The sequence below is a fragment of the Bradyrhizobium sp. B117 genome, assembly GCF_038969555.1.
GTDB lineage: Bacteria > Pseudomonadota > Alphaproteobacteria > Rhizobiales > Xanthobacteraceae > Bradyrhizobium.
The window spans coordinates 758603-781365 of sequence record NZ_CP152414.1 but is presented as its reverse complement, the minus strand read 5'-3'; the positions used below and the strand labels follow the sequence as shown (position 1 = coordinate 781365).

The 22763-nt window shown below is 64.1% G+C and carries 25 protein-coding genes; 8 read left to right on the top strand and 17 right to left on the bottom strand.

Annotation, left to right across the window (positions count from 1 at the left end; all coding sequences use genetic code 11):
- Window positions 1–107 precede the first annotated feature (107 nt).
- Entirely contained in the window at window positions 108–362 is a 255-nt protein-coding gene (locus AAFG16_RS03705; RefSeq protein WP_342737398.1) for a helix-turn-helix domain-containing protein, read from the bottom strand.
- A 142-nt stretch (window positions 363–504) separates the two neighbouring features.
- The gene (locus AAFG16_RS03700) at window positions 505–1725 is read right to left on the bottom strand and encodes a tyrosine-type recombinase/integrase (protein ID WP_342737396.1); all 1221 of its coding nucleotides are present in this window, start codon (window positions 1723–1725) and stop codon (window positions 505–507) included.
- 1029 nt (window positions 1726–2754) lie between these two features.
- On the opposite strand from AAFG16_RS03700, the gene AAFG16_RS03695 reads away from it, so the two are divergent.
- A complete protein-coding gene (locus tag AAFG16_RS03695; RefSeq protein ID WP_342737394.1) occupies window positions 2755–3450 on the top strand; it encodes a uridylate kinase in 696 nt (231 codons plus the stop codon).
- A 1258-nt stretch (window positions 3451–4708) separates the two neighbouring features.
- Here AAFG16_RS03695 and AAFG16_RS03690 read toward each other — a convergent pair.
- The 4 genes from AAFG16_RS03690 to AAFG16_RS03675 all read right to left on the bottom strand — a co-directional run bounded on the left by AAFG16_RS03690 (window position 4709) and on the right by AAFG16_RS03675 (window position 6839).
- On the bottom strand, window positions 4709–5185 hold the full coding sequence (locus AAFG16_RS03690; RefSeq protein WP_342737392.1) for a cyclic nucleotide-binding domain-containing protein: 477 nt from the start codon (window positions 5183–5185) through the stop codon (window positions 4709–4711).
- Between the two features lie 135 nt (window positions 5186–5320).
- Window positions 5321–5953, bottom strand: a complete 633-nt coding sequence (locus AAFG16_RS03685; protein ID WP_342737390.1) for a ferric reductase-like transmembrane domain-containing protein — start codon at window positions 5951–5953, stop codon at window positions 5321–5323.
- A gap of 12 nt (window positions 5954–5965) precedes the next feature.
- Window positions 5966–6454, bottom strand: coding sequence for a Twin-arginine translocation pathway signal (locus AAFG16_RS03680; RefSeq protein ID WP_342737388.1), 489 nt, complete (start codon window positions 6452–6454; stop codon window positions 5966–5968).
- 208 nt (window positions 6455–6662) lie between these two features.
- Complete coding sequence (locus tag AAFG16_RS03675) at window positions 6663–6839, bottom strand: hypothetical protein (protein WP_283083543.1); 177 nt, start codon at window positions 6837–6839, stop codon at window positions 6663–6665.
- 281 nt (window positions 6840–7120) lie between these two features.
- Between AAFG16_RS03675 and AAFG16_RS03670 the strand changes: the two genes are divergently transcribed.
- Window positions 7121–7891 (top strand): hypothetical protein, encoded by a 771-nt coding sequence (locus AAFG16_RS03670; protein ID WP_342737386.1) that lies wholly within the window; start codon window positions 7121–7123, stop codon window positions 7889–7891.
- A gap of 168 nt (window positions 7892–8059) precedes the next feature.
- Entirely contained in the window at window positions 8060–9067 is a 1008-nt protein-coding gene (locus tag AAFG16_RS03665) for an LLM class flavin-dependent oxidoreductase (protein ID WP_342737384.1), read from the top strand.
- A 173-nt stretch (window positions 9068–9240) separates the two neighbouring features.
- On the opposite strand, the gene AAFG16_RS03660 is transcribed toward AAFG16_RS03665, so the two are convergent.
- From AAFG16_RS03660 to AAFG16_RS03635, 6 genes are read right to left on the bottom strand one after another with little or no spacing between them, the layout of a single operon-like run.
- The gene (locus tag AAFG16_RS03660) at window positions 9241–10116 is read right to left on the bottom strand and encodes an amidohydrolase family protein (protein ID WP_342737382.1); all 876 of its coding nucleotides are present in this window, start codon (window positions 10114–10116) and stop codon (window positions 9241–9243) included.
- Window positions 10117–10129: 13 nt separating this feature from the next.
- Window positions 10130–10522 (bottom strand): RidA family protein, encoded by a 393-nt coding sequence (locus tag AAFG16_RS03655; protein WP_342737380.1) that lies wholly within the window; start codon window positions 10520–10522, stop codon window positions 10130–10132.
- Window positions 10523–10547: 25 nt separating this feature from the next.
- Entirely contained in the window at window positions 10548–11351 is an 804-nt protein-coding gene (gene hpaH / locus AAFG16_RS03650) for a 2-oxo-hept-4-ene-1,7-dioate hydratase (protein WP_342737378.1), read from the bottom strand.
- Window positions 11352–11354: 3 nt separating this feature from the next.
- Window positions 11355–12215 carry a fumarylacetoacetate hydrolase family protein gene (locus AAFG16_RS03645; RefSeq protein WP_342737376.1) on the bottom strand — a complete coding sequence of 287 codons (861 nt, stop codon included), beginning with the start codon at window positions 12213–12215 and terminating at the stop codon, window positions 11355–11357.
- Between the two features lie 53 nt (window positions 12216–12268).
- Complete coding sequence (locus tag AAFG16_RS03640; RefSeq protein ID WP_283083537.1) at window positions 12269–12886, bottom strand: flavin reductase family protein; 618 nt, start codon at window positions 12884–12886, stop codon at window positions 12269–12271.
- Between the two features lie 4 nt (window positions 12887–12890).
- Window positions 12891–13856, bottom strand: a complete 966-nt coding sequence (locus AAFG16_RS03635) for a tripartite tricarboxylate transporter substrate binding protein (RefSeq protein ID WP_342737374.1) — start codon at window positions 13854–13856, stop codon at window positions 12891–12893.
- A 126-nt stretch (window positions 13857–13982) separates the two neighbouring features.
- On the opposite strand from AAFG16_RS03635, the gene AAFG16_RS03630 reads away from it, so the two are divergent.
- The 4 genes from AAFG16_RS03630 to AAFG16_RS03615 all read left to right on the top strand — a co-directional run bounded on the left by AAFG16_RS03630 (window position 13983) and on the right by AAFG16_RS03615 (window position 17628).
- The gene (locus AAFG16_RS03630; RefSeq protein WP_283083535.1) at window positions 13983–14774 is read left to right on the top strand and encodes an IclR family transcriptional regulator; all 792 of its coding nucleotides are present in this window, start codon (window positions 13983–13985) and stop codon (window positions 14772–14774) included.
- A gap of 200 nt (window positions 14775–14974) precedes the next feature.
- Entirely contained in the window at window positions 14975–16270 is a 1296-nt protein-coding gene (locus AAFG16_RS03625) for an O-acetylhomoserine aminocarboxypropyltransferase (protein WP_342737372.1), read from the top strand.
- A gap of 4 nt (window positions 16271–16274) precedes the next feature.
- On the top strand, window positions 16275–17057 hold the full coding sequence (locus AAFG16_RS03620) for an alpha/beta hydrolase (RefSeq protein WP_342737370.1): 783 nt from the start codon (window positions 16275–16277) through the stop codon (window positions 17055–17057).
- A 67-nt stretch (window positions 17058–17124) separates the two neighbouring features.
- A complete protein-coding gene (locus AAFG16_RS03615) occupies window positions 17125–17628 on the top strand; it encodes a DUF6496 domain-containing protein (RefSeq protein ID WP_342737368.1) in 504 nt (167 codons plus the stop codon).
- Window positions 17629–17873: 245 nt separating this feature from the next.
- Here the strand turns inward: AAFG16_RS03615 and AAFG16_RS03610 are convergent, their stop codons facing one another.
- Window positions 17874–18827 carry an aliphatic sulfonate ABC transporter substrate-binding protein gene (locus AAFG16_RS03610; protein ID WP_342737366.1) on the bottom strand — a complete coding sequence of 318 codons (954 nt, stop codon included), beginning with the start codon at window positions 18825–18827 and terminating at the stop codon, window positions 17874–17876.
- 21 nt (window positions 18828–18848) lie between these two features.
- A complete protein-coding gene (locus AAFG16_RS03605; protein WP_342737364.1) occupies window positions 18849–19070 on the bottom strand; it encodes a hypothetical protein in 222 nt (73 codons plus the stop codon).
- 390 nt (window positions 19071–19460) lie between these two features.
- Here AAFG16_RS03605 and AAFG16_RS03600 point away from each other — a divergent pair, with 390 nt between their 5' ends.
- Window positions 19461–20192 (top strand): SDR family NAD(P)-dependent oxidoreductase, encoded by a 732-nt coding sequence (locus tag AAFG16_RS03600; protein ID WP_342737362.1) that lies wholly within the window; start codon window positions 19461–19463, stop codon window positions 20190–20192.
- Between the two features lie 184 nt (window positions 20193–20376).
- Here the strand turns inward: AAFG16_RS03600 and AAFG16_RS03595 are convergent, their stop codons facing one another.
- Genes AAFG16_RS03595 through AAFG16_RS03585 form a run of 3 tightly spaced genes read right to left on the bottom strand, consistent with a single transcriptional unit; the run spans window position 20377 to window position 22761 of the window.
- Complete coding sequence (locus tag AAFG16_RS03595; protein WP_342737360.1) at window positions 20377–20988, bottom strand: pyridoxamine 5'-phosphate oxidase family protein; 612 nt, start codon at window positions 20986–20988, stop codon at window positions 20377–20379.
- A gap of 22 nt (window positions 20989–21010) precedes the next feature.
- Window positions 21011–21607 (bottom strand): phosphonate metabolism protein/1,5-bisphosphokinase (PRPP-forming) PhnN, encoded by a 597-nt coding sequence (gene phnN / locus AAFG16_RS03590; RefSeq protein ID WP_342737358.1) that lies wholly within the window; start codon window positions 21605–21607, stop codon window positions 21011–21013.
- Complete coding sequence (locus AAFG16_RS03585; protein ID WP_342737356.1) at window positions 21604–22761, bottom strand: alpha-D-ribose 1-methylphosphonate 5-triphosphate diphosphatase; 1158 nt, start codon at window positions 22759–22761, stop codon at window positions 21604–21606. Before AAFG16_RS03585 ends, phnN begins: the two co-directional genes overlap by 4 nt.
- Window positions 22762–22763 lie beyond the last annotated feature (2 nt).

Sequence of the window (22763 nt, the reverse complement as noted above, 5' to 3'; positions counted from 1 at the left end):
GCAGAAGGGCTTTTTTGAGAAGACGGATTGCCGAATGAGCTGTGAGACTGGAATGAGCGCGATTGGAGCCGCGGGCAAATGCGCTTGCAGATGTGCGGATCGCTATTTCAGGCAGCCACACCCACGAATTCGAGGATTGAACCCACCGTGTAAGCAATGCGGCGCGCGCCGATCTTTTTGGCCTTCGGACCTTCACCACGGGAGCGCCACCGCTCCAGTGTGCGTTCGCTCAGCCGGAGAACCTCCGCGGCCTCGCTTTCCCGCAATAGGGTTTCCGGGTCTAAGCGCGCGATCGCGCCCAAGGTGAGCTTGCCCGCGAGCACTTCAGAAGGGTTTTGAGCTGGGGCAGTAGCGGTGTTCATCGTGCCACATCCTCTATAAAAGGGAACATGGCGTTAGGATCGGGCACAACCTCGAAAACGTCAAATCGCCAAAATCGACAAACCAGACAAAAGAAGCTTTGCAAGGGGAGTTCTGGCGTTGAAAATGCGAGCGAGAATATTTTCAACCCGTCGCGGCGAGATCTGTAATCACAGCGTCGTCGACAACACGGGCCACATATTTTGCCCACCGATCCGCCGCATCGACGCGCTCTCTCCATCGCGGTTCGCGATCGTATGTTTCGAGAAGCTCTTCGCGCGTGTGGTTGAGCATCATCTCGGCGACCTCCTCTTCTACGCCCGCGGCGGAAAGCCCTGAACGAAAGGTGCGGCGGCAGTCGTGCAGATGAAATTTAACGCCGCATTTCTTCACTAGGTCGGGCTGGCGCTTTGACCACCCCGTCATGCGCTTGCCGCCGGCGCCCGAGAAAACGTAGTCGCTCTTTGCCCACTTCTTCTGACGCTGCAAAATCGCCAGTGCGAACGAAGGCAGCGGTACGCGATGCTCTCGGCCATTCTTCGTTTGATGTCCGGGAATGGTCCAAACACCTTTCGTGAAGTCGACGTCTGATCGCTTCATGAGGGCCGTTTCTTTCCGCCGCTGGCCCAACAGCAAAAGAATCCGTACATAGTCCCCATAGGGCGCAGAAACCGCGCTGCAGCCGCGCCAGATGAGCTTGAGCTCTCCTTCTGGAATCGCCCTTCCCGTCCTTGAAGTGAATTGAGCGCGCGTCTTGCGATCGCGGCGCCAGCCGGCCAAAGGGTTCGCGTGGAGTAAGCCGCGGTTGACGCACCAATTGAGGAAGGTCGCGGCCTTTGAGCGCAGATCCTGTGCGGCTCCAGGCTTCTTTCGCTCCTCGAGCTTGGCGACTTGGTTCGCAACAGATTGCCGGTCTATCGTCTGCACGTCGACCTTCCCCAGCGGTCCCAGCAGTTCCCGGCGCAGTAGAGAGACGATGTGCACCGTGTTGACTACATGCCGACCCTTGAGATGCTCTTCGTAAGCATCGATCGCACGGTCCAAGCGCGCCGCATCGCGGCGCAAGGCCTCCTTCCGTTGGCTTTGAGGGTCTAGTCCCCCTGCAATTTGGCCGGCAAATTTGCGGGCGGCCGTCCTGGCATCTGCCAATCGGACAGAACCGACCTCGCCAAGGGTCATGCGCCGCTGGGGCGCTTTGCGCCCGCCACCACCAGCTCGGTACAGCAGGATGAAAAGCTTGCGGCCCGACGGCCAGCAGCGAACACCAAAGCCGCGCACCTCTGAATCCCAAAGGACCACCTCGCGGCCCTCTTCTGGCTTCAGCGCTTTGATGCGCTCCTCGGTGAGGTTCACCCGGTTCTGCATTTTCTTTGCCTCTACTAGCCGGAAGCACCCCGGAAACACCAATTTGCGGGCTTGCGGGGGCTATGTCGGGTTAGTGTCTCACGGAAGCCACTGATTGCCCAGTACTTTCGGGAACGAGCGGGCTCGCGCGGAATCACGCGGAGCAGGGGCACACTTTTGGTAATGGAGAGGTCGACAGTTCAATCCTGTCTGGCAGCACCATTTTCTTCGGTCAATCACGCGCAGATCAGCATTCTCGCGGCACCAGACGCCCGAGTTTTGCTCTCCTCTTTCGCCCTCTTCCAATGAAGAGGGCGCAGGGAAGGCCGGGTGCCGACTGGCACCCATGATCCGCTGCGCGAAGAATTGCACACGCAAATGCGCAGGCGGGAAACAGGTGGGCCGGAAAACACCCGGCCTTCCCTGCGCGATGATCTGACGGCTTATACGCGCTCTCCCCGGAGCCGAGTTCCTTCTGGCCTCCGTCACCTCGCGAATTGGCGACGTCCCGAAACCCGGTTGAGCCTCGATCCATCTCCGCAAGGCTTGACCGTAGCAACGACGGTCAGGACCACGCGCTTTCGCCGTACGCAGCTGGCCCGGCTTCGCTTGAGTAGCTTCGCCGGACACAGCGCCGTCCGTCCGCACGGAGCGAAGACCTCACGAGGTTCATCTCGCCCTGGTTCCGCATACCCGTGCCCGGCGCTGCCGCGTCCACCGCACCCCGATCCACGTTCGACACGACGTACGATCGCCCCTCTCCGGGGACCGGGATGGCGGGATAGTGCCGCAAATCCGAATTTCGGTAAAGTAGAATATTTTTGCGAGGGAGGATTGACGGGTTCTGGCGGGAGCCGAGGTGTATTGCCCGACAGGCCGGATTGGCGCCGATGATCAGCACTGGCGACGACGCACGGCTTTCAGCTCAGTTCAGCGCGGCACGCGCAAGCTCATTGATCGACTACCAAAACGTGCACGGCCCCGGTATGTTTCCCTCTCGATGAGGTAAGCAAATTTCTCGACGGCTTCGAAACGAAAAGAAACGGATTTATGACGGCGGACAAGGCAACAATTCTGGAAAAACTCGCAACAAGGCTCTTGCGTGTTTCGTTGGGACGGCCTGTCAGGGTGGCGATCGATGGCCGCACTGCTTCCGGCAAGACGACTCTGGCTGACGAGATCGCGTCGCGCGTTCGCAGCAAAGGTTGTCCTGTTATTAGAACGTCGATCGACGGCTTTCATCGTCCCAGGGCCGAGCGCTATGCCCGCGGTCGCTATTCAGCCGAAGGCTATTACTACGATGCGCGCGATCTGGCTGCGGTGAAGACGCTCCTGCTTGCTCCACTGGGGCCGAAGGGAAACCGTCTGTATCGCACGCAATCCTTCGATCTGGAAAATGACTTGCCCATCGGACAGGAACCACAATTGGCACCAGCCAATGCCATTCTTATTGTCGATGGCACGTTTCTTCAGCGACCTGAACTGCGCGACGATTGGGATGTAACGATTTTCGTAAAGACGTCGGAGCAAACTTCTGAACATAGAGGTGTGACCCGTGATGCCGTTCACCTCGGTGATGAGGTCATCGCGCGACGGCTCTATGCTGAGAGATACCGTCCCGCATTCGATCTTTATGAACGCTTGTGTGCGCCCGAGAAGAATGCCGACGCTCTGTTCCTCAACGAGGACTTTCAACGTCCACAAATTCACATCCGGCAGGACGCGAGGCTGGCTGGAAGTATTTGACCCAAAGGGCCGCTCTTGGCCCCGAGCAGAAGACCTTGAAAAGTCCCCCGACGTCTGGAGTCAGGGGTACACTGGACTCTCCTTGCGCGGTCCGCGACCGCGCTTGCGATCCAAAAACCCGACACGCGCAGGAGGTGTGTTGCCGGACGGGTCGAGATTGCACCGCGCGGGTAAGGTTAATTCTTCCTTTCGATTGTCGGTAAGATTTTATCTATTATCGTCCTTGCCGTGGATGACGAGCAAGAGGCTTCGATAGTGTTTGCGTGTTGCCTGATCGTGACTGGGATTGCGTTGCTTCTGTCCGGCATCGTTGCCTTCGGCTTTCATAGAAACTCGCTGCACTCGATGGCGCTGCTGTAATCGCATCAGCGAGCGAGTTCCTACGCACGATCAATCCGCTTCGCCCATTTTGTGTCCGGCAAACCTGTCATCGGTCCGGCGCAGCTCGTAGGATGGGTAGAGCGTAGCGAAACCCATCAAGGGCTCGTGCGAACATGCAAAATGATGGGTTTCGCTTCGCTCTACCCATCCTACGCACTGACAGATCCATTGACGTCCGCGGCTCTCTTGGCGCCCTGCGCAAGAGATACCGTCACGACGCTTTGCATGATCAAGGCGAGGATCAAGGAACTGGCGCGCATCAGCGTCTCTCCAACGCATCTCGCGCACCACAACCTCGAATATATTGCATGAATCCGCGAAGCAAGGAGTTGCAGCTCATCGACGCGCCTGAGCCGCGGCCCAGCCGCTCACCGGCATTTGAACTGCGTCGCTTGAGGCCAGCCCCCGTCGCGGACCATGTGGTGGCGAGCCTTTCGAGAAAGATGCAGTCGCACTGTCCGTTTGCCCTCCAAATTCAGAGTGATAGTCTCATACCTCGCGGTCTGTCCGGGAGGACACAATGGGATGGTTTGACGGGCTGTTTGGAAGGACGTCGGCTCCTACGACCCCACTCTTCGCGAAATTCAGGCGGAAATCACGGGCACCAACTGATCGTGATCTTCTGAAGATTGCCAAAGACCGAAAAGGGCATGTTTCGAAGAGAGCCGTGAGAGACGAATATAATCGGCTGCTCCTGGAGAAGTACGCGCACGATAAGTCGTGACCTCCCGCTAGCAGGACGGGCGGAGCGACTTGTCCGCAGTAGCTCATCGAGCGAAGGTGGAAGCGAATGCCGTCGAAGCCTTGCTCCGTGACGAAACTGCTCCGTGGCGAAGCATGATGGGTTTCGCAAGTGCTCTACCCATCCTACGCACGATCAATTGTCGTCACCCACCTCGCGCCCGGCGAACCGATCATCGGCCCTTCGCAGCCGCCGGCACAGCTCGCGATTGATGTTCTGCAGGACGATCACATAGGCGTGGATGTCGGCCTTGTAGCAGGCGTAGAGATTTTGGGCGGTCAGCTCGTACAGCACCGTCGGACTTTCTGCGATCACCGTGGCGGAGCGGTTCTGCATTTCGATCAGGGTCATCTCGCCGAAGAAATCGCCGCGCTCCAGAACGGAAATCGGGATGATGCCTCCCGCATTCGCCCGTTTGCTCACCGCGAGCCGGCCGGATTCGATGATGAACAGCGAGCGACCCGGCTCGCCCTCGGCCACGACCGTTGCGCCGGGATCGAAACGTCGTTCGACCAGCATCGACCTCAGGAGGTCTAGACTTTGATCCGCAAGACCACCGAAGAATGGCGTTGCGAGCAGGAACGCTTTCAGGTCGGGGGCAGTGACAGCCATTGCGCGAGGATACGCCCCGCTGCAATCTGCGGCAAGGAGAGCAGGCATCGGCGCGTAGGATGGGTAGAGCGAAGCGAAACCCATCGCGCTTCATCAGCGCTGACGCATGATGGGTTTCGCTTCGCTCTACCCATCCTACGCGGGCTCACTGCCGCGGAGCGTCCTTCGCTTCCGCCACACCTGCAGGTCAATCATGGCCTTGACGGTCGCCGCAAGCACCAGCGCGCACAGCGCCGCCTTCGAGATCGTCTCCATCGTTCCCTCGATCAGCAGACAATGGGCGACGCTGCCGGCAACGATGACGATCGCCAGCGGCATATGAACGAAGCGCCAGGTTCGCGGCCGCAAACCCAATCGCCGGCGCAGCAGGGCCAGCAGCGCGACGGCGAAGATGGCCCACATGGCGGTGACGCCGAAGGGAGAGAACGGCGTCGGCGATGTGTAGGTCAGCGCGTCGATCATATCAGGGGGACTGGTGATCCAGAGGCCAGCGACGTGGATCACGATCGCCAGGGCCAGCGCGCCGCCGATCCAGTGATGCGCGCGCCGACCGCGATAGGCCGAGAGGCCCGGCAGATATCCGCCGATCAACAAGGGCTGAACCAGCACGAGAGCGAGCGCAACGATCCCGGCGAAGCCGGCGAGGATGTAGACCGGGCCGCGCCAGGCGAGCTGCTCGCTTGTTGCTGCAGCGGCGATCGGCATGCCGATGGCCAAAACGAGCGCGGCCCAGATCAGGATCACCCGGGCGAGCTTCCACCCCGTCATTCGCTGGTTCGCTCAGGCCGGCGCAAGGACGAAATGCGCCTCGAGGCTGGTTTCCTTCGGGCTCCGCATCACCGGCCGCAGGAACACGGTCTTGAATTCACCGCTGTCATAGGCGAGGTGGCCATGCGGCTGGCCGAAGATCGGAATGATCTGCGGCATCTCGAGCCGGAACTTGCCGTCCTTGTCGGTGAGCGTAGCGCCGTGGCTCTGCGGCTCGTGCTCCTGCCCTTCGACCGTGTGCGCCCAGATCTGGATGCGCTGTCCCGCGAGCGGAGCCCCGTCGCCGGCGCGGCGCACCGTGCCGCTCATCCAGAAGCCGCCCTTGCCGATCCGCTCCACGATCGCCGCGCCCCTGCGATAATTGTTCGCTCCGCCCGACATCGTTTCGGTCGGCGCGAGGCCTTCGGCACGGACCGGCAACAGAAGCCCGGACGCGCCGGCAGCAAGGAGAGTGCCGCCAGCGGTGAGGAGGGTGCGGCGATTGAAGACGACCGTGGTCATGTCGGTTCCTCCGGGCGGCCATGCAAGGGCTTGGCTCCGGCGAGGGTACAACAACAGGGGCGAAACGCCCAGTTGGGACGAACGGCGCCACAGGCCGGAATAACAGGGTTGTGAACGAAGGCCGCGTCGTCGCAGACGGACGCCAAGCGACATGGCGACCCGCGGGTCTCTCAGAATGCGCCCTTATCCATCTACCGAGCCGCACCGTTCAGCCACGCTTGCCCTGTCCTCGTTCAAGGCGGAGTCTTTGTGCTCTCATACGCTTTATCTCTTCATTGAGAGCGTCGGTTTTTTCATCAAGGCGTGAATTCTCTGATTTCGGCTCGTCACGCTGACGTATCTTTTCGAGCGCTTTCTCAACCGAGAGCTTGGTCGGATCGGCCATGATGTCTCTCCTGGAAGAAGATCGAAGCAGGCAATGCTGACAATGAAAATGAAGCCAGGTTCCGAATGTTGACGTAAGTCAAACCTGCGCTGAAGTCCGCTGGATCAAAACGTTGCCTGGGCAGAGGCTCTGTTCGAGGACGAAACATGATGGGTTTTGCTGCGCTCTACCCATCCTACCGCTTGAAGGCCGGCTGACGCGGTCGTAGGTTCGCCCATTGAGCGTGGCATCATCCACGGACAACGAGAGCTAGCATTCATACATCGATGGGGCGTGGGACGATGAAAGAGCTGTTTGCGATCACCTTGCTATCGGTCTTCGTCGGACAGATGGCGGCAGAGGCCGGCGAGGCGAAAGCCTATCCCAACGCCCCCCGCGAGCTGATCGGCAAATACGGCAACAGTCCCGTTCAATGTCAGTCCTACCACCGCAAGTCCGACAATCTCACCTCGATCAGCGCGACAAGTTACGAGTTTTGCGGCGGCTCCATGTGCGGCGCCGACATCGTGTCGCACCAGAAGCTGAAGGACGGATACATCCTCAAGCTGAAGGGCCCCGGCAATCCGTCGGGGTGGCGTAAGAAGGTGAAGGTGCTCGACAACGGCGTCATTGAGGTCACGTCCCTGACCAAGCCCGGTCCGCCGGAGACATTGGCCCGATGCACGAAGGCCGACGCAATTGCGGGAATCGGGCTGCGACCGGACGAAGAGCCCACTGCAAACAAGTCATTGAGTTCCGTTTTCGCAGCGTATTACGCGCTCGCCGTTCCCGGCAAATGCGCAGGCGTCGGGGCGAATACACAGGCCGCAGAAGCGATCATCGCGGCCGGTCGCGCGTCGTGGACCGAATTTCTGCGCAACGGACCAAATTCGCAGCACGCTACGCCCGAAGGGATTGCGGACGATGTGGCGCGGGAAAAAGCAGACGCCGAGTATGCGGTGCGAGCCGACGCTGCCGAGATCGGTGCGTTTTGCAGTGAGGTTCTGGGCGCATTCGGTGACGGCGGTCGTGTCGCCCCCAATCTCCTGAAAGACCCGCGCGGGAAAACGTGATTGCCGCTCCGTCTCGCGACGGTTCGCGCCGAGAGGCCCGTATCAGGCACGGCAATTTTGAATGGCATCGTTGCGCCGCCGTTCGAGCACCGTGTCGCGCTACCATTTGCCCCGTCCGGCATTACATGTGAGGTCCCTGCGCGCATCGCGCTCCACCCGGACGTTTCCATGATCCCCTTCTCCGTGCTCGACCTCGCACCCATCCGTCAGGGCGGCGATGCGTCGCAGGCGTTCCGCAATTCGCTCGATCTCGCGCAACATGCCGAACGCTGGGGCTTCAAACGCTTCTGGCTCGCCGAGCATCACAACATGACGGGGATCGCGAGCGCCGCCACATCGGTGGTGATCGGGCATGTCGCGGGCGGCACCAAGACGATCCGCGTCGGCTCCGGCGGGGTCATGCTGCCGAACCATTCGCCGCTTGTCATCGCCGAACAGTTCGGCACGCTGGAATCGCTCTATCCCGGGCGGATCGATCTCGGCCTTGGCCGCGCGCCGGGCACCGACCAGTTCACCGCGCGGGCGCTGCGGCGCGACCTCGCCACCACGTCCGAGAATTTTCCGCATGACGTGCTGGAATTGCAGGCGCTGCTCGGCGATGTGCAGCCGAACCAGGCGATCCGCGCCGTGCCCGGCATGGGGACGAAGGTGCCGCTCTGGATCCTGGGCTCGAGCACGTTCGGCGCGCAGCTTGCGGCCATGCTCGGCCTGCCGTTCGCTTTCGCCTCGCATTTCGCGCCGCAGATGATGATGCCGGCGCTGCGCGAATATCGCGCGCGTTTCGAGCCCTCGGCCCAGCTCGACAAGCCCTATGCGATGGTGGGCGTCAACGTGTTCGCCGCCGACAGCGACGCGGAGGCACGGCGCATGTTCTCCTCGCTGCAGCAGCAGTTCATCAATCTGCGCCGCGGCACGCCGGGGCCCCTGCCGCCGCCGGCCGACGACATGGACGCGCTGTGGTCGCCGGCCGAGAAGGCCGGCGTCGGGCAGTCGCTGTCCTGCTCCGCGGTTGGCTCGCCGGAAGTGGTCGAAGCGAAGCTGAAGGCGCTGATCGCCGAGACCGGCGCGGACGAATTGATGACCACGGGCCAGATCTACGACCACGCCGCGCGCCTGCGCTCGTTCGAGATCGCAGCCGAGGTGCGGGATCGGCTGGCGAAGCAGCCGGCGGTGTGAGGGCTGTGCATCGCCTCTAGCGGAACTGCGCTCCCTCCCCCGCGCGCGGGGGAGGGTTGGGGAGAGGGTGTCTCCGCAATGGGACAATCCCCGAGAGGAAAGAGCCCTCACCCCGACCCTCTCCCGCAAGCGGGAGAGCGAGTGCACCGCGTTCGCGGCGAGGTCCGAGGCCTCTAGTCCGGAAACCCGAACAGCTTCGCCGGATTGTGCACCAGGATCTTCTCGAGCTCCGCCTGATCGGGCGCGTAGCGATACATCAGCTCGAGCAAATCGGCATCGTTCGGCGGCTGCTTGACGGAGACCGGGTGTGGCCAGTCGCTGGCCCAGACGCAGCGGTCGATGGCGGCCTCGATATAGGCGCGCGCGATCGGGATCACGTCGTCGTAGGGAGCGCCGGCCTTCGAGGTCTTCTCGCCGAGCGACAGCATCACCCAGAAATTGCCCTTCTTGAGCAGTTCCAGCATCTTGCGCAGGTTCGGATCGTTCTTGCCGGCCTCGGGATCAGGCCGCGCCATGTGGTCGATCAGCACGGGCACGTCGAGATTTTCGTACTTGGCGACGCTGGAGACGATGCCGTCCTTCTCCGGCTGGATCTTGACGTACCAGCCGAGCTCGCGGATGCGCGCAATCGCACGCGCGAAATCGGCGTCCGACAGCACCGCGCCGAGCTCCTGGCGGAAGCTGAAGCGCGCGCCGCGCACGCCGGCGTCATGCAGCTTGCCGAGATAGGAGTCGCTCGCCTCGGCGAACACCAGCGCGTTGGCGCAGCCGCGATAGTTCGGACCCATCGCGGCGAGAGCGTCGAGCACGACGGCATGGTCGGCGCCGTAGGTCGTGGTCTGCACGATGATGCCGCGCTCGATGCCGAGCGCCTTGTGCATGCGAAGCGCCGCTTCCCAGGTCGCGGTCGGCATCCGATAGGCAGCACCAGGACGTTCCGGATATTTGTCGATGGGCCCGAGCACGTGGAACTGGCTGTCGATGGTCTTCGGCGGCGGCGCCTTGACCGGGCGGCGCGGATTGGGATCGAACGGCAGATAGGTCGGCATGCGCAAAACTCCTTCAGTCGATCACGGCGGTGAAGTCGCACTGCACCAGCGCGCCGCCATCCATGTTGTCCATCGGCAGCGCGTGGCGCGCCGGGCGCGAATGCTCGTCCGGAAACATCTTGAGCCACTCGACATTGACCGGGCCGCGCTGCGTGCGGTCCTTCAGCCACACCGTCATCTTGATGATGTCGTCGGTGGTGCCGCCGGCGGCCTCCACGGTCGCCTTCATATGCGCGAACATGTTGGCGCATTGCGCGTCGAGGCTCTCGGGCATCACGCCGGCCGCGTCGCGGCCGAGGATGACGCCCGACATCACGAGATTGCCGACGCGGCAGGCGTTCGGGATCGGATTGGCGTGCTTGAACCCGCCGATATGGATGCTCTTGCGCCGCGTGTGACCCGTCATGATGCGCTTCCTTTTTGTTGTTGGTTCAGACGAATTGGCACGACACCGAGCCGAACGCGCCATAATCCGCGTGGAACGTGTCGCCGCGGCGGATGTCGACCGGACGCGTGAACGATCCCGCCAGCACCACCTCGCCGGCGGCGAGATGCTCGTCATGCGGCGCGAGGCGGTTAGCGAGCCAGGCGATGCCGTTGGCGGGGTGATTGAGCACGCCGGCGGCAAGCCCGGTCTCCTCGACCTCGCCGTTGCGGAACAACAGCGCGCCGATCCAGCGCAAATCCGCATCCATCGGGCGGATCGGCCGGCCGCCGAGCACCAGCGCGGCGTTGGCCGCGTTGTCCGAGATCGTGTCCATGACTTTGCGCGTCTTACCGGTCTCGGGATCGACGCGGTGCATGCGCGTCTCCAAAATCTCCAGCGCCGGCGTGACGTAGTCGGTGGCGTTGAGCACGTCGAAGATGGTGCAGTCGGGCCCGCGCAGCGGCGCCTTCAGCACGAAGGCGAGCTCGACCTCGATTCTTGGCGCATGGAAGCGGTCGAACGGGATCGGCGTCGCATCGGCATAGAACATGTCGGCGAACAGCACGCCGTAATCGGGCTCGTTGATGCCGACTGCGTTCTGCATCGCCTTCGAGGTCAGGCCGATCTTGTGGCCCTTGATGACGCGGCCACGGCCGAGCTGGAGTTTGGTCCAGGCGCGCTGGATGGCGTAGGCGTCCTCGATGCTGAAATCGGGATATTCCTTCGAGAACATCGGGATCAGCGCCTTGCTGCGCTCGGCCTCATCGAGGCACGCGGCCAGGCGTTCGATCGTCGCGCTGTCCAGCATGATTTAACTCTCCGCGGCGACGGTGTTGCGCAGCACGCCGATGCGGCTGGACTCGACCTCGACGACGTCGCCCACCTTGAGCCAGCGCGGCGGATCGAAGCGTGCGCCGGCGCCGGTCGGCGTGCCCGTCACGATCATGTCGCCGGGCTTCAGCGTGGCGAAGGTGGAGAGATAGGAGATCAGGAAGTCGAACGGGAACATCAGCCGCTCGGTCGTGTCCTGCTGGCGCACCTCGCCGTTGACGCGGGTGACGATGTCGTGCGGCCCGCGCGGATCGAGCTCGTCCGCGGTGACGATCCACGGCCCGATGCTGCCGGAGCGGTCGAAATTCTTGCCCTGCGTGACGTTGAACTTGCCGTGGCGCAGCCAGTCGCGGATCGTGCCCTCGTTGCACAGCGTCATGCCGAAGATGTGCGCCCAGGCTTTCTCGCGCGGGATGTGACGGCCGCCCTGCCCGATCACGATGACGAGCTCGCCTTCGTAGTCGAGCTGGTCGGAGACATCAGGCTTCTCCAGCGGCTGGCCGGAGCCGGTCATCGACGACATGCTGCGCACGAACAGGCTCGGATATTTGGGCAGGTCGGAATTGTCCTTGTATTCCGCGTTACGCTCGGCGTAGTTGACGCCGATGCACCACAGCTTTTCCGGCGCCAGCACCGGCGGCAGCAGGACGAGATCTTCCAGTGCGTGATCCGGCTTCTGTCCGGCCGCGGCCTCTTGTGCGTCGGCCAGCGCGTTCGCCGCGATCAGCGCCTTCACGTCGGAAAAGTCGCGGCCGATCCGTTTGGTCAGATCGACCACGCCGCCTTCGACGGCCGCGCCATAGCGCGGCTCTCCGTCCAGGAGATAGCTTACGAGTCGCATTGTCGTTTCCTCCAATGATTTTCATCCGCAGGCCGCCGCGCTTGGCCGCGCGCTCAGTCCTTCGATTTGGGCGTCTGGAACACGGTGTTCAGCGTCACGATCTCACCGAGCCGGGCGTAGCGCGGCCCGCCGATGCGCGCGATCGGGTCGAGCGCTTTGGTCTCGACCTTGCCGTCGTTGACGAGGCCGTCGCGCAAGTGGAACATCACGACCTCGCCGACGATGAGCCGGCTCTTGGCCTCGCCGAATTCGAGGCACTGGCGGAAGCGGCATTCCATCGCGACCGGCGCCGCTGCAAGCCGCGGCACCTTGATGCGCTCGCACGGCACCGTCTCCAGCCCGAGATGCTCGACCTCGCTGATTTCGGGCGGGTGCTCGACCGAGCTGTCGTGCACCGCCGACATCAGCGGGGTATCGGCGATGTGGATCACATATTCCTCGGTATCGAGGATGTTGTGCGCGGTGTCCTTGTAGTCGGCGCCCTTGCGGCCGACGCTGATGGCAAGCATCGGCGGCTTCTGCGAGACGAAGGTGAAGGCGCTGAACGGCGCGAGGTTGAGCACACCCTTGCTCGAGAGGCTCGTCACCCACGCGATCGGGCGCGGCACCACGATGCCGGTCATCAGGCGGTAGATGCGCTCCGCGCCGAGCTCGGTGGGATCGATGCGCATGCGATCAGTCAGCCTTGATGTTGGCTTTGCGCACGACCGGAATCCACTTGGCGTCCTCGCGCTCCAGATAAGCCCTGAACTCCGCGGGCGTCATCATTGTTGCTTCGCCGCCGAGCTTCTCGAACTTGTCGACCACGCCGGGATCTTTCAGGATCGCGACCAGCGTCTCGTGCAGCTTGTCCACGATCGGGCCCGGCGTGCCAGCCGGCGCGAACAGGCCGGTAAAGGTCTGGCCGTCGAAATCCTTGTAGCCGAGCTCGGCGAAGGTCGGCACGTCAGGCAGCGACTTCAGCCGGTGCGGGCTGGTGACCGCAAGCGCGCGGAACAGGCCGGCCTTGATGTGCTGGAGGCTGACCGTGAGCTGGTCGAATGCGAACTGCACCTGGCCGCCCAGGAGGTCGTTGATGGCCGGCGCGTTGCCGCGGTAGTGCGCGGTGACCCATTGCAGGTCGAGGTTCGACTGCATCAGCTCGCTGAGCAGATGGTTGGTGGTGCCGGGGCCGGGCGAGGCCATGGTCAGCTTGCCGGGCTCGCGCTTGGCGAGCTCGATGAATTCCTTGAAGGTATTAGCCTGCACCGACGGATGCACCTCGAGCACCAGCGGCGTCATCGAGATCGTCGAAATGGGGAGGAAGTCCTTCTTCCAGTTATAGGCCTCGCGCTTGTTGATCTCGGTCGCGAACAGCACCGGCCCGTTGGCGCCGACGAACAGCGTGTAGCCATCGGGCGCCGACTTCGCGAAGGCTTCGCCCGCGATCATGCCGCCGGCGCCGGCCTTGTTCTCGATGATGAAGGGCTGGCCGAGCTTTTCCTGAAGCTTGTCGGCGATGATGCGCGCGGCGCTGTCGACATTGCCGCCGGCGGGATAGGGCACGATCAGTTTGACGTTGCGCGCCGGCCATTGCTGGGCCGATGCGGGGCCCGCCAGCATCGCGGCTGCGGCAGCTATGGCAATCCAGATTAATCTCATGTTAACCTCCCGGCGGCGCTTCCAATTTCAGGTCGGTTGCCCTGACGGCAAGGCATCCCGATCGGAGCGCAATCTCCAGATGCGCGCTTTACCTGTCGAGGGAATTGTGGCGTTCTTGTCCATATTATGGACAGAGCAAAATCGATCCGCAGCGCGATGGAACCGCGGCAAGGCGCACAAACGATCCGGCGCGCGCTCGCGGTGCTGCGCATTCTTGCCGCGGGGCGCGAGGACGGCGTGCCGCTGGCCGAGGTCGTGCAGGCGACCGGCCTCACCCGTCCGACCGTGCATCGCATCGTCCACGTGCTGATCGAGGAAGGTATCGTCGAGCGGAACGAGCGAAGCGGCCGCTATGCCATCGGCAACCAGGTGCCGGAATTGGCGCTCGCGCGACCGCGACCGTCGCGGCTGCTAGTGGCCGCCAATCCGTCGCTGCGGCGCGCCTCCACCGAGATCGGCGACACGCTGTTCCTGACGGTTCGGACTGGCAACGACACGCTGTGCGTCGATCGCAGGATCGGGGTCTATCCGATCCAGGTGCTGTCGATCGAGATCGGTGCACGCCGGCCGCTCGGCGTCTCCAGCGCCGGCGTCGCCATCCTCGCCGCGATGCCGGCACAGGACGCGCGAAAAATCGTCGCAGCCAACGAGAAGCGGTTCGAGGCCTATCACACCGACGCCGCGACCGTGCTGGGCGAGGTCACCGCGGCGCGCAAGCGCGGCTACTACATGAGAGAGATCGGCCTCATACAGGGCACGAAATCGATCTCGACCTGGATCAAGACTCCGGATGGCCAGCCGGCGGCAGCGATGACGGTCTCCGCCGTTCGGACGAGGCTCGGGCCAAGGCGCGAGCAGGAGGTCGCGGAGATTTTGCTGCGGGAGGCGCGGATCATCGAGCAGGCGATCGGCGGGTAGCCTTGGCTAAGGCGCGAAGCTTCCTCAGCGTCATGGCCGGGCTTGTCCCGGCCATCCACGCCTTTTTCAATCGCACGTAGAACGTGGATGCCCGGGACAAGCCCGGCCATGACGAGCCCGTGTGAGGAGTCAATGGGCTGACGTGCCGCTCCGTTTTGTGGCACAAGAGCCGCCTCGCCGACGGACCAACGAGGCCACGCATGCCCGCGCCGAAACCGCCTGCCTTCGAGACCCTGAGCCTGCATGCGGGCCAGCATCCGGATCCCGCGACCGGCGCCCGGGCGGTGCCGATCTACCAGACCACGTCCTACGTGTTCCAGGATTCCGACCACGCGGCTGCGCTGTTCAACCTGGAGCGCGCCGGCCACATCTATACGCGCATCTCCAATCCGACCACCGGCGTGCTGGAGGAGCGGCTCGCGGCGCTCGAAGGGGGCGTGGGCGCGATCTGCACCGCGAGCGGCATGGCCGCGCTGCATCTGGCCATCGCGACGCTGCTCAATGCAGGCGACCATATCGTGGCGTCGAGCTCGCTCTATGGCGGCACCATCAACCTTCTGGCGCATACGCTGCCGCGCTTCGGCATCACCACCACGTTCGTGAAGCCGCGGGATCTCGACGCGTTCCGTGCGGCGATCAAGCCGAACACGAAGCTTGTGATCGGCGAGACCATCGGCAATCCCGGGCTCGAGGTGCTCGACATTCCCAAGGTCGCGGCGATCGCGCATGAGGCAAAGATTCCGCTCTTGATCGACAACACCTTTGCCACGCCCTATCTCAGCCGCCCGATCGAGCTGGGCGCCGACATCGTGATGCATTCGGCGACCAAATGGATCGGCGGCCACGGCATCGCGATCGGCGGCGCCATCGTCGACGGCGGCCGCTTCGACTGGCGCGACTCAGGCAAGTTTGCTGTGCTGACCGAGCCGTATGGCGGCTATCACGGCATCGTCTTCGACGAGCAGTTCGGCACCGCCGCTTTCATCATGCGGGCGCGCACCGAGGGCCTGCGCGATTTCGGCGCCTGCCTGTCACCGACCAACGCGTTCCAGCTCTTGCAGGGCGTCGAGACGCTCGGCGTGCGCATGGACCGGCACATGCAGAACACGCATCTGGTGCTGGAGGCGCTGAAAGCCAACAAGGCCGTCGACTGGGTGCTGCACCCCTCGCTTGAGGATCACACGGACTATCAACTCGCAAAGACATTGCTGCCGCGCGGCGCCGGCTCGATCGTCTCCTTCGGCATCAAGGGCGGCCGGCCTGCCGGGCGCAAGTTCATCGAATCGCTGCGCATGATCAGCCATCTCGCCAATGTCGGCGACGCCAAGACGCTGGTGATCCACCCCGCCTCGACCACGCATCAGCAGATGGACGCCGAGCAGCTCAAGGCGGCCGGCATCGGCGAGGAGCTGGTGCGGCTCTCGGTCGGCATCGAGACCGCCTCCGACATCATCGACGATCTGGCGCAGGCGCTGCGCATCTCGCAAAAGGTCTGACGCCATGAACCTCTCCGTCAACGCCACCGATGTGTTCGTCGCGAATGGCGGCCGCGACTTCGACAAGTCCCTGCCGACCGTGGTCTTCATTCACGGCGCCGGCTTCGATCATTCGACCTGGGCGCTACACACGCGCTGGTTTGCGCATCACGGCTTTGGCGTGCTGGCGCCCGACCTGCCCGGTCACGGTCGCTCCCCCGGCCCTTCGCTCGGCAGCATCGCCGAGATGGCCGACTGGACGGCGGCGCTGCTCGATGCGGCAGGAGCTGCGAAGGCGCATCTGATCGGACATTCCATGGGATCGCTGATCTCGCTGGAGACGGCGGCGCGGCATCCCGACAAGGTGTCGGCGCTGAGCCTGATCGGCACCGCCGCGACCATGACGGTCGGCCCGGATCTGCTCAAGGCCGCCGAAGCCAATTCGCAGGATGCCAACGACATGGTCTCGATCTGGGGGCTCGGCTTCAATGCCGAGCTCGGCGGCAGTCTTGCGCCTGGCCTGTGGATGCATGGCGGCGCGCAGGCGGTCCTGAAGTCATGCGAGCCGGGCGTGCTGTTCAGGGATTTGTCGGCCTGCAATGCCTATGCGAATGCGCTTGCCGCGGCCGCGAGCGTGAAGGTGCCGACGACGCTCATCCTCGGCGAGCGGGACATGATGACACCGGCGAAGGCGGGCAAGGCGCTCGCGGCCGCGATCCCGCACGCGAAGACCGTCGTGGTGCCGGGCGCAGGCCACATGATCATGGCCGAACGCCCGGATGAGCTGCTCGCAGCATTGAGAGGCTGATAGGATCAATCTTCCGCGTCGTGCGTTGCGGTCAGACACCCCTGTGACTGAAACGGGATTTTGACCCATGCCAAGACAGGAAGTCATCCGCAAAGCGAAGCAGGACAAGCGTGCCGGCAAATCGGCCAGCACGCAGGCCGGCGAGTTCGTCAAGGACGAGATCGACAAGATCAGGAAGGGCAAGCACGGGGCGCGCTCGACCAAGCAGGCCATCGCCATCGGCCTGTCCGAGGCGCGCCGCGCCGGCATCGACCTGCCGCCGCCGCGCAAAGGGCGCACCAAGAAGTCGACGCGCCGCAGCGCCAAATACGCCTATGAGGTCGGTCAGGGCAAACGCACGCCGAAGCGCCGGCCAAAGGTGTCGCGCGCTGTCGAAGGCGTGTTGAGGAAGGAGCCGCGCTCGACCGCGTCGCGGAGCGCGCTGTCGAAGCAGGGCAAGCGCGCCGCAAGCCGGCGAACCGCAGCGTCCCGCTCAGCGGCCGCGCGGAAAGCGAGCTCCACCAAGGGCGCAACAGCCCGCTCCGCTGCCGCAAAGAAAGCGGCGCGCACCCGGGCGCGGCGCAGGAGTTGATTCCGGAGCCAGCACGGCCGCATGTGAGAAGCAGTTCCCCGCGGCGCATCCTTCGAGACGCCCGCTTAGGCGGGGCTCCTCAGGATGAGGTCGGAGTCGCCTCCGACGTAAGAGTTTGGACCAAGACGGCCTCCACGATCGTCATGGCCGGGCTTGTCCCGGCCATCCCCGCCTAGCCGCACAGAAGAAAGAACGTGGATGCCCGGGACAAGCCCGGGCATGACGACGTCCGGTCGCTGCACCCCTCACGACCCCGGCGTCCATTTCCAGACGATATCGGAGACGTTGACCGGTTTCGGGATCAGCCCGAGTTTCGCAAAGCGGTCAGCGACGGCCTGCTGGGTCTTGATCACCTCGGCATCGAGCGGCACCACGCTATAGGTCGATCGATTGACGAAGCGGCGGACGGCCTCGATGTCCACGCCGGTCGCCTCGGACTGCGCCTTCGCGACCTCCTCGTGATGCGCCTCCGCCCACACGCCTTCCGCGGCGAAGGTCGTGTTGAGCTTCGCGACCAGCGACGGATATTTCTCCACGAAATCCGTGTTGGCGATGTAGAACGCATTCGGCTTGTGCACGTCCTTGTCGAAGGCGATCACGCGCGCGTTCTCCTTCAACTCCGCGAGCGCCAGATACGGGTCCCAGATCGACCAGGCATCGACGGAGCCCTTCACGAAGGCGGCCGTCGCGTCCGCTGGCGCGAGCGGCGCCGGCGTGATGTCGGACCAGGACAGGCCGGCCTTTTCGAGCGTCGCAACCAGAAGATTGTGCGCGCTCGATCCCTTGCCGAAGGCGACGCGCTTGCCCTTGAGATCGGCGAGCGTCTTGATGGGTGAGTCCTTCGGCACGATGATCGCCTGGGTGTTGCCTTCCGATTTCACCGCGGCGACGTAACGGATCTTGGCGCCGCCGGCCTGCGCGAAGATCGGCGGTGAGTCGCCGACATAGCCGAAATCGACGCTGCCGACATTGATGGCCTCCAGCAGCGGCGGACCGAACTGGAAGTCGATCCATTTGATCTCGATGCCGAGCGGCCTGAAGGCGTTCTCGAGCGTCTGACGCTGGCGCACCGCTGGAAAGAAGCCGCCCTTCTGTGTGCCGATGCGAATTTCCGCCGGCTTGTCCTCGGCGCGCGCAGGTGCGGCCAGCGCGGTCGCGAGCAGGAGTGTCGTCGCAAGGATGTATCGTCGGCTGATCATATCGCGGTCCTTTCGCTGGGGTCAGTTGGCGAACAGTTGGAAATTCGCGCGGCGGCGCCGCTCGGAGAACACGGCGCGGGCAGCGCGCTCGGCTTCGCGCGCCGATCGGAACTGGCGGCCTTCGAGACTGTCGAACAGACGCTCGGAGGAGAAGAAGCGGAAGCCGCGTTCATCGCGGGTGATGATGCCGGCGGCGCGGTCGTGGATTTCGATGATGTAGGCGTTCGATAGGGTCTGGGACATGGCTGCTCGTTCGCCGAGGTCTCGGCGTTCCTGTCTTGGGATTTGCGGTGTGAGGTGTTGCTAGGAGGCGGTCAGCAACAGCAACAGGCGCCTGTGGCGGCCGAGAAACAGCGCCGCGTCATGCACGCATGCATGTCGCCTCTGTTACGCTGGTGATCGGTTCTCATATCGCGGCTTCAGGCTCGAGGAGCAGTTTCGACGCTTCGAATATCGAGCGGTTGGCACGATTGGTCAATGAAATGGCCATCCATATTTGTCGTGAGCGCGCTGGAGCGCTTCTCCCGCGGCAAGCGCCCGCAGCCGGATTCATCTCGCGATGAGTTCAACACGGCCGCGCGGCCGGCATGCTACGTTCCCGGTGGGCGCAAGAGAAAATCGGGAGATACGGGTATGGCAAATGATCTGAAGGGGCGCACGGCGCTCGTCACCGGCGGCTCGCGCGGAATCGGCGCCGCCGTCTGTCGCGCGCTGGCCGAGGCCGGCGCCGCCGTGGCGATCAACTGCCGCGAACAGATCGGCCAGGCCGAGCAATTGGCGGGCGAGATCAGCCGGCAGGGCGGCCGCGCCATCGTCGTCGCCGCCGACGTCTCGCAGCGCGAGGCCGTCGCTGACATGGTGGAGCGCGTCAGCGGCGGGCTCGGCCCCATCGACATCCTCGTCAACAATGCCGGCATCGCCATCACGCGCGGTATCGACGATCTCACCGAGGACGATTTCGACCGCACCATACTGGTCAATCTGAAGTCGGTGTTCCTGTGCACGCAGGCCGTGCTGCCCTCGATGCGCGCACGCGAATGGGGCCGCATCGTCAACATCTCCTCCGGTGCGGCGCGTGGCGCCGGCTCGATCGGCCCGCACTATAACGCGTCCAAGGCCGGCATGGAGGGGCTCACGCGCGGTTATGCGGCGCGGCTCGTCAAGGAAGGCATCACCGTCAATGCCGTGGCGCCGTCGCTGATCGAGACCGACATGATGAGCGGCCAGCCGCAACTCATCAGCCGCATTCCGCTCGGCCGTTTCGGCACGGCGGACGAGGTGGCGAAAGCCGTGATGCTGCTGGTCGACAATGCCTACATGACCGGGCAGACCATCGCGCTGAGCGGCGGGATGGCGTTTAACTAGCGGGCATGGCGGGCGCGACGTGTACCCTCTTCCTTCTCCCCTTGTGGGAGAAGGTGGCGCGAAGCGCCGGATGAGGGGTATCTATCCACGCGCAACGCTTTTCGTGGGGACAGAGACCCCTCACCCGTCTCGCCGCTATCGCGGCGAGCCACCCTCTCCCACAAGGGGAGAGGGTAAGAAAGGCTCACCACATCGTGGCGGCAGCGCGCGTCGGCCAGATCCGATCGTACTCCTCGCCGCCGACCTTGTTCTCGCTCATCTCGGCGAGGATCTGGCCCGGCGTCGGCAGTGTCTTGGGGTCGATGCGCTTGTCCGGATTCCAGAGGTCGGAGCGGACGATGGCGCGGGCGCACTGGAAGTAGATCTCGTCCACCGCCATCACCATGACGCTGCGCGGCGCCTTGCCGTCGACCTTGAACGAATCTAGCAGATCGGGATCGATCGAGAGATGCGCGCGGCCATTGGCGCGGATCGCGTTGCCGGAGCCGGGAATCAGGAACATCAGCGATACGCGCGGATCGCGCACGATGTTGCGCAGGGAATCGACCCGGTTGTTGCCGCGGCGATCCGGCAGCATCAGCGTCTTCGGATCATGGATGCGGACGAAGCCGGGGAGATTGCCGCGCGGCGAGCAGTCGATGCCCTCGGGGCCGATGGTCGCGAGCGCCGCGAACGGCGCCTTCTCGATGAAGATGCGGTAGAGCGGGGTGACGTGGTCGGCGACTTTCACGGTCGAGGCGTCGTTGGTGACGCCGTAGATGGCCTCTAGCTCCTCGACCGTATTGATCACCGACATTCCGTTCTCCTGGTTGCGCTGGCTAATCGTGCCAGCATTCGTTCCTGATCACCCGCACGAGCTGGCGGCTATGGTAGTCCGCGCTGCCGGCGTTGAGGATGGTGACATCGGCCAGCGTGGCCACATCGTCGACGCTGCGCGCGAGGCGGTCCGCGATATTGCCGTCGCTCACGCGCGCCCGCGCGGCGAGCCGTTGCGCCAGCACGTCCGGCGGTGCGGTGATCGCGACCACGACAACGTTCGCATAGGTCTTGCGCAGCGCGCCGATCACCGTGCGCGAGACGTTGACGACGACGGCGCGGCCGGCGCGGATGTCGTCGTTGATTTCGAGCGGCAGGGCGTAGGAATGCCCGTGCGCCTCCCAGTGCACGGCGAAATCGCCGTGATCGAGCGCGCGGCGGAATTCGTCAAAACTCATCGCGATGTTGTCTTCGGCCGCGGAGGATTCGCGGGTCACGACGCGGCGTGGGAAGACGATGCCGTGATCCTCGATGCAGGCCGCTTGCGCCAGCCGCAGGAGCGTGTCTTTGCCGGCGCCGCTGGGACCGACCACGAGCACAAGCCGCCCGGGGCCGATCGCGCCCGTCTCATCCTGCGCCATGGTCGCGGTCTCGCTCATGCGACGCGGTGTCCTTCACGCCAGACGCTGCGGACGACGGGAACATGGCCTGCGACGTGCACGCGGATCAGGTCCGCGCGCTTGCCGGTCGCGACCTCGCCGCGATCGATGAGGCCGACCGCCTCGGCCGGCGCCTTGGTCACGGTGCGAACCGCCGCCGGAAGGCTGATGGCGGGGACATGCTCGGGCAATTGCAGCGCGGCCATCAAGAGGCTCGACGGAATGTAATCGGACGAGAGAATGTCGAGCAGGCCTTCGCGCGCGAGATCGACCGCGGCGATGTTGCCGGAATGCGAGCCGCCGCGCACCACGTTCGGCGCGCCCATCAGGATGTCGATGCCGGCCTGGTGCAGGCCGCGGGCGGCTTCCAGCGTGGTCGGGAATTCCGCCACCGACACGCGATCGCGCACGGCATCCGCGACGTTCTCCTCGGTGGTGTCGTCGTGGCTCGCGAGCGGGATCTTGTACTCGTGCGCCAGCGCCACGATCTCGCGCATGTTGGCCGCTGCATAGAGCCTCTGATATTCGAAGCGCTTGGCGAACAGCTCGTCGAGCTCGGCATCGGTCTTGCCGCCGCCCTTGCCACGGTAATAGTCGCGCAGCTTGACCTCGTCACGGAACTGGCGCTGGCCGGGGGTGTGATCCATCAGCGACATCAGCTTGACGTCGGGACGATCGATCAGCTCCTTGGCCTCCTCGACCACGCTCGGCATCGGGATTTCGCAGCGCAGATGCAGGAAGTGGTCGGCGCGCAGCAGATTGGCGTTGCGCGCCGTCGTGATCGCGGCGGCGAGCACACCGGCGCGGCCGTCGACCTCCTCGGCGCCGTCCTCGCGCCAGACCCGGAGCGAATCGAACACGGTGGTGATGCCTGACGTCGCGAGCTGGCCGTCATAGGAGATCACGGCGGCGACCGGATTCCAGAACACTTTCGGGCGCGGCACGTAATGCGCTTCGAGATGGTCGGTGTGAAGCTCGATCAGGCCGGGCATGATCAGGTCGCCGCCGGCATCTTCCGCGCCCGCGGGTGCAGTCCCCTCGCCGATCTCCGCAATGCGTCCGTCGGCAAGAGCGAGCCAGCCCTGCTCGATCACCCGGTCAGCCAGCACGACCCTGGCATTGGCGATCACAGTTTCCTTCGGCTTCATGTCCATTC

What these genes read in the sequence shown, in the direction of transcription:
- AAFG16_RS03705 (WP_342737398.1), bottom strand. Translation starts at nt 362, where the DNA reads ATGAACACCGCTACTGCCCCAGCTCAAAACCCTTCTGAAGTGCTCGCG.
- AAFG16_RS03700 (WP_342737396.1), bottom strand. Translation starts at nt 1,725, where the DNA reads ATGCAGAACCGGGTGAACCTCACCGAGGAGCGCATCAAAGCGCTGAAG.
- AAFG16_RS03695 (WP_342737394.1), top strand. Translation starts at nt 2,755, where the DNA reads ATGACGGCGGACAAGGCAACAATTCTGGAAAAACTCGCAACAAGGCTC.
- AAFG16_RS03690 (WP_342737392.1), bottom strand. Translation starts at nt 5,185, where the DNA reads ATGGCTGTCACTGCCCCCGACCTGAAAGCGTTCCTGCTCGCAACGCCA.
- AAFG16_RS03685 (WP_342737390.1), bottom strand. Translation starts at nt 5,953, where the DNA reads ATGACGGGGTGGAAGCTCGCCCGGGTGATCCTGATCTGGGCCGCGCTC.
- AAFG16_RS03680 (WP_342737388.1), bottom strand. Translation starts at nt 6,454, where the DNA reads ATGACCACGGTCGTCTTCAATCGCCGCACCCTCCTCACCGCTGGCGGC.
- AAFG16_RS03675 (WP_283083543.1), bottom strand. Translation starts at nt 6,839, where the DNA reads ATGGCCGATCCGACCAAGCTCTCGGTTGAGAAAGCGCTCGAAAAGATA.
- AAFG16_RS03670 (WP_342737386.1), top strand. Translation starts at nt 7,121, where the DNA reads ATGAAAGAGCTGTTTGCGATCACCTTGCTATCGGTCTTCGTCGGACAG.
- AAFG16_RS03665 (WP_342737384.1), top strand. Translation starts at nt 8,060, where the DNA reads ATGATCCCCTTCTCCGTGCTCGACCTCGCACCCATCCGTCAGGGCGGC.
- AAFG16_RS03660 (WP_342737382.1), bottom strand. Translation starts at nt 10,116, where the DNA reads ATGCCGACCTATCTGCCGTTCGATCCCAATCCGCGCCGCCCGGTCAAG.
- AAFG16_RS03655 (WP_342737380.1), bottom strand. Translation starts at nt 10,522, where the DNA reads ATGACGGGTCACACGCGGCGCAAGAGCATCCATATCGGCGGGTTCAAG.
- hpaH (WP_342737378.1), bottom strand. Translation starts at nt 11,351, where the DNA reads ATGCTGGACAGCGCGACGATCGAACGCCTGGCCGCGTGCCTCGATGAG.
- AAFG16_RS03645 (WP_342737376.1), bottom strand. Translation starts at nt 12,215, where the DNA reads ATGCGACTCGTAAGCTATCTCCTGGACGGAGAGCCGCGCTATGGCGCG.
- AAFG16_RS03640 (WP_283083537.1), bottom strand. Translation starts at nt 12,886, where the DNA reads ATGCGCATCGATCCCACCGAGCTCGGCGCGGAGCGCATCTACCGCCTG.
- AAFG16_RS03635 (WP_342737374.1), bottom strand. Translation starts at nt 13,856, where the DNA reads ATGAGATTAATCTGGATTGCCATAGCTGCCGCAGCCGCGATGCTGGCG.
- AAFG16_RS03630 (WP_283083535.1), top strand. Translation starts at nt 13,983, where the DNA reads ATGGACAGAGCAAAATCGATCCGCAGCGCGATGGAACCGCGGCAAGGC.
- AAFG16_RS03625 (WP_342737372.1), top strand. Translation starts at nt 14,975, where the DNA reads ATGCCCGCGCCGAAACCGCCTGCCTTCGAGACCCTGAGCCTGCATGCG.
- AAFG16_RS03620 (WP_342737370.1), top strand. Translation starts at nt 16,275, where the DNA reads ATGAACCTCTCCGTCAACGCCACCGATGTGTTCGTCGCGAATGGCGGC.
- AAFG16_RS03615 (WP_342737368.1), top strand. Translation starts at nt 17,125, where the DNA reads ATGCCAAGACAGGAAGTCATCCGCAAAGCGAAGCAGGACAAGCGTGCC.
- AAFG16_RS03610 (WP_342737366.1), bottom strand. Translation starts at nt 18,827, where the DNA reads ATGATCAGCCGACGATACATCCTTGCGACGACACTCCTGCTCGCGACC.
- AAFG16_RS03605 (WP_342737364.1), bottom strand. Translation starts at nt 19,070, where the DNA reads ATGTCCCAGACCCTATCGAACGCCTACATCATCGAAATCCACGACCGC.
- AAFG16_RS03600 (WP_342737362.1), top strand. Translation starts at nt 19,461, where the DNA reads ATGGCAAATGATCTGAAGGGGCGCACGGCGCTCGTCACCGGCGGCTCG.
- AAFG16_RS03595 (WP_342737360.1), bottom strand. Translation starts at nt 20,988, where the DNA reads ATGTCGGTGATCAATACGGTCGAGGAGCTAGAGGCCATCTACGGCGTC.
- phnN (WP_342737358.1), bottom strand. Translation starts at nt 21,607, where the DNA reads ATGAGCGAGACCGCGACCATGGCGCAGGATGAGACGGGCGCGATCGGC.
- AAFG16_RS03585 (WP_342737356.1), bottom strand. Translation starts at nt 22,761, where the DNA reads ATGGACATGAAGCCGAAGGAAACTGTGATCGCCAATGCCAGGGTCGTG.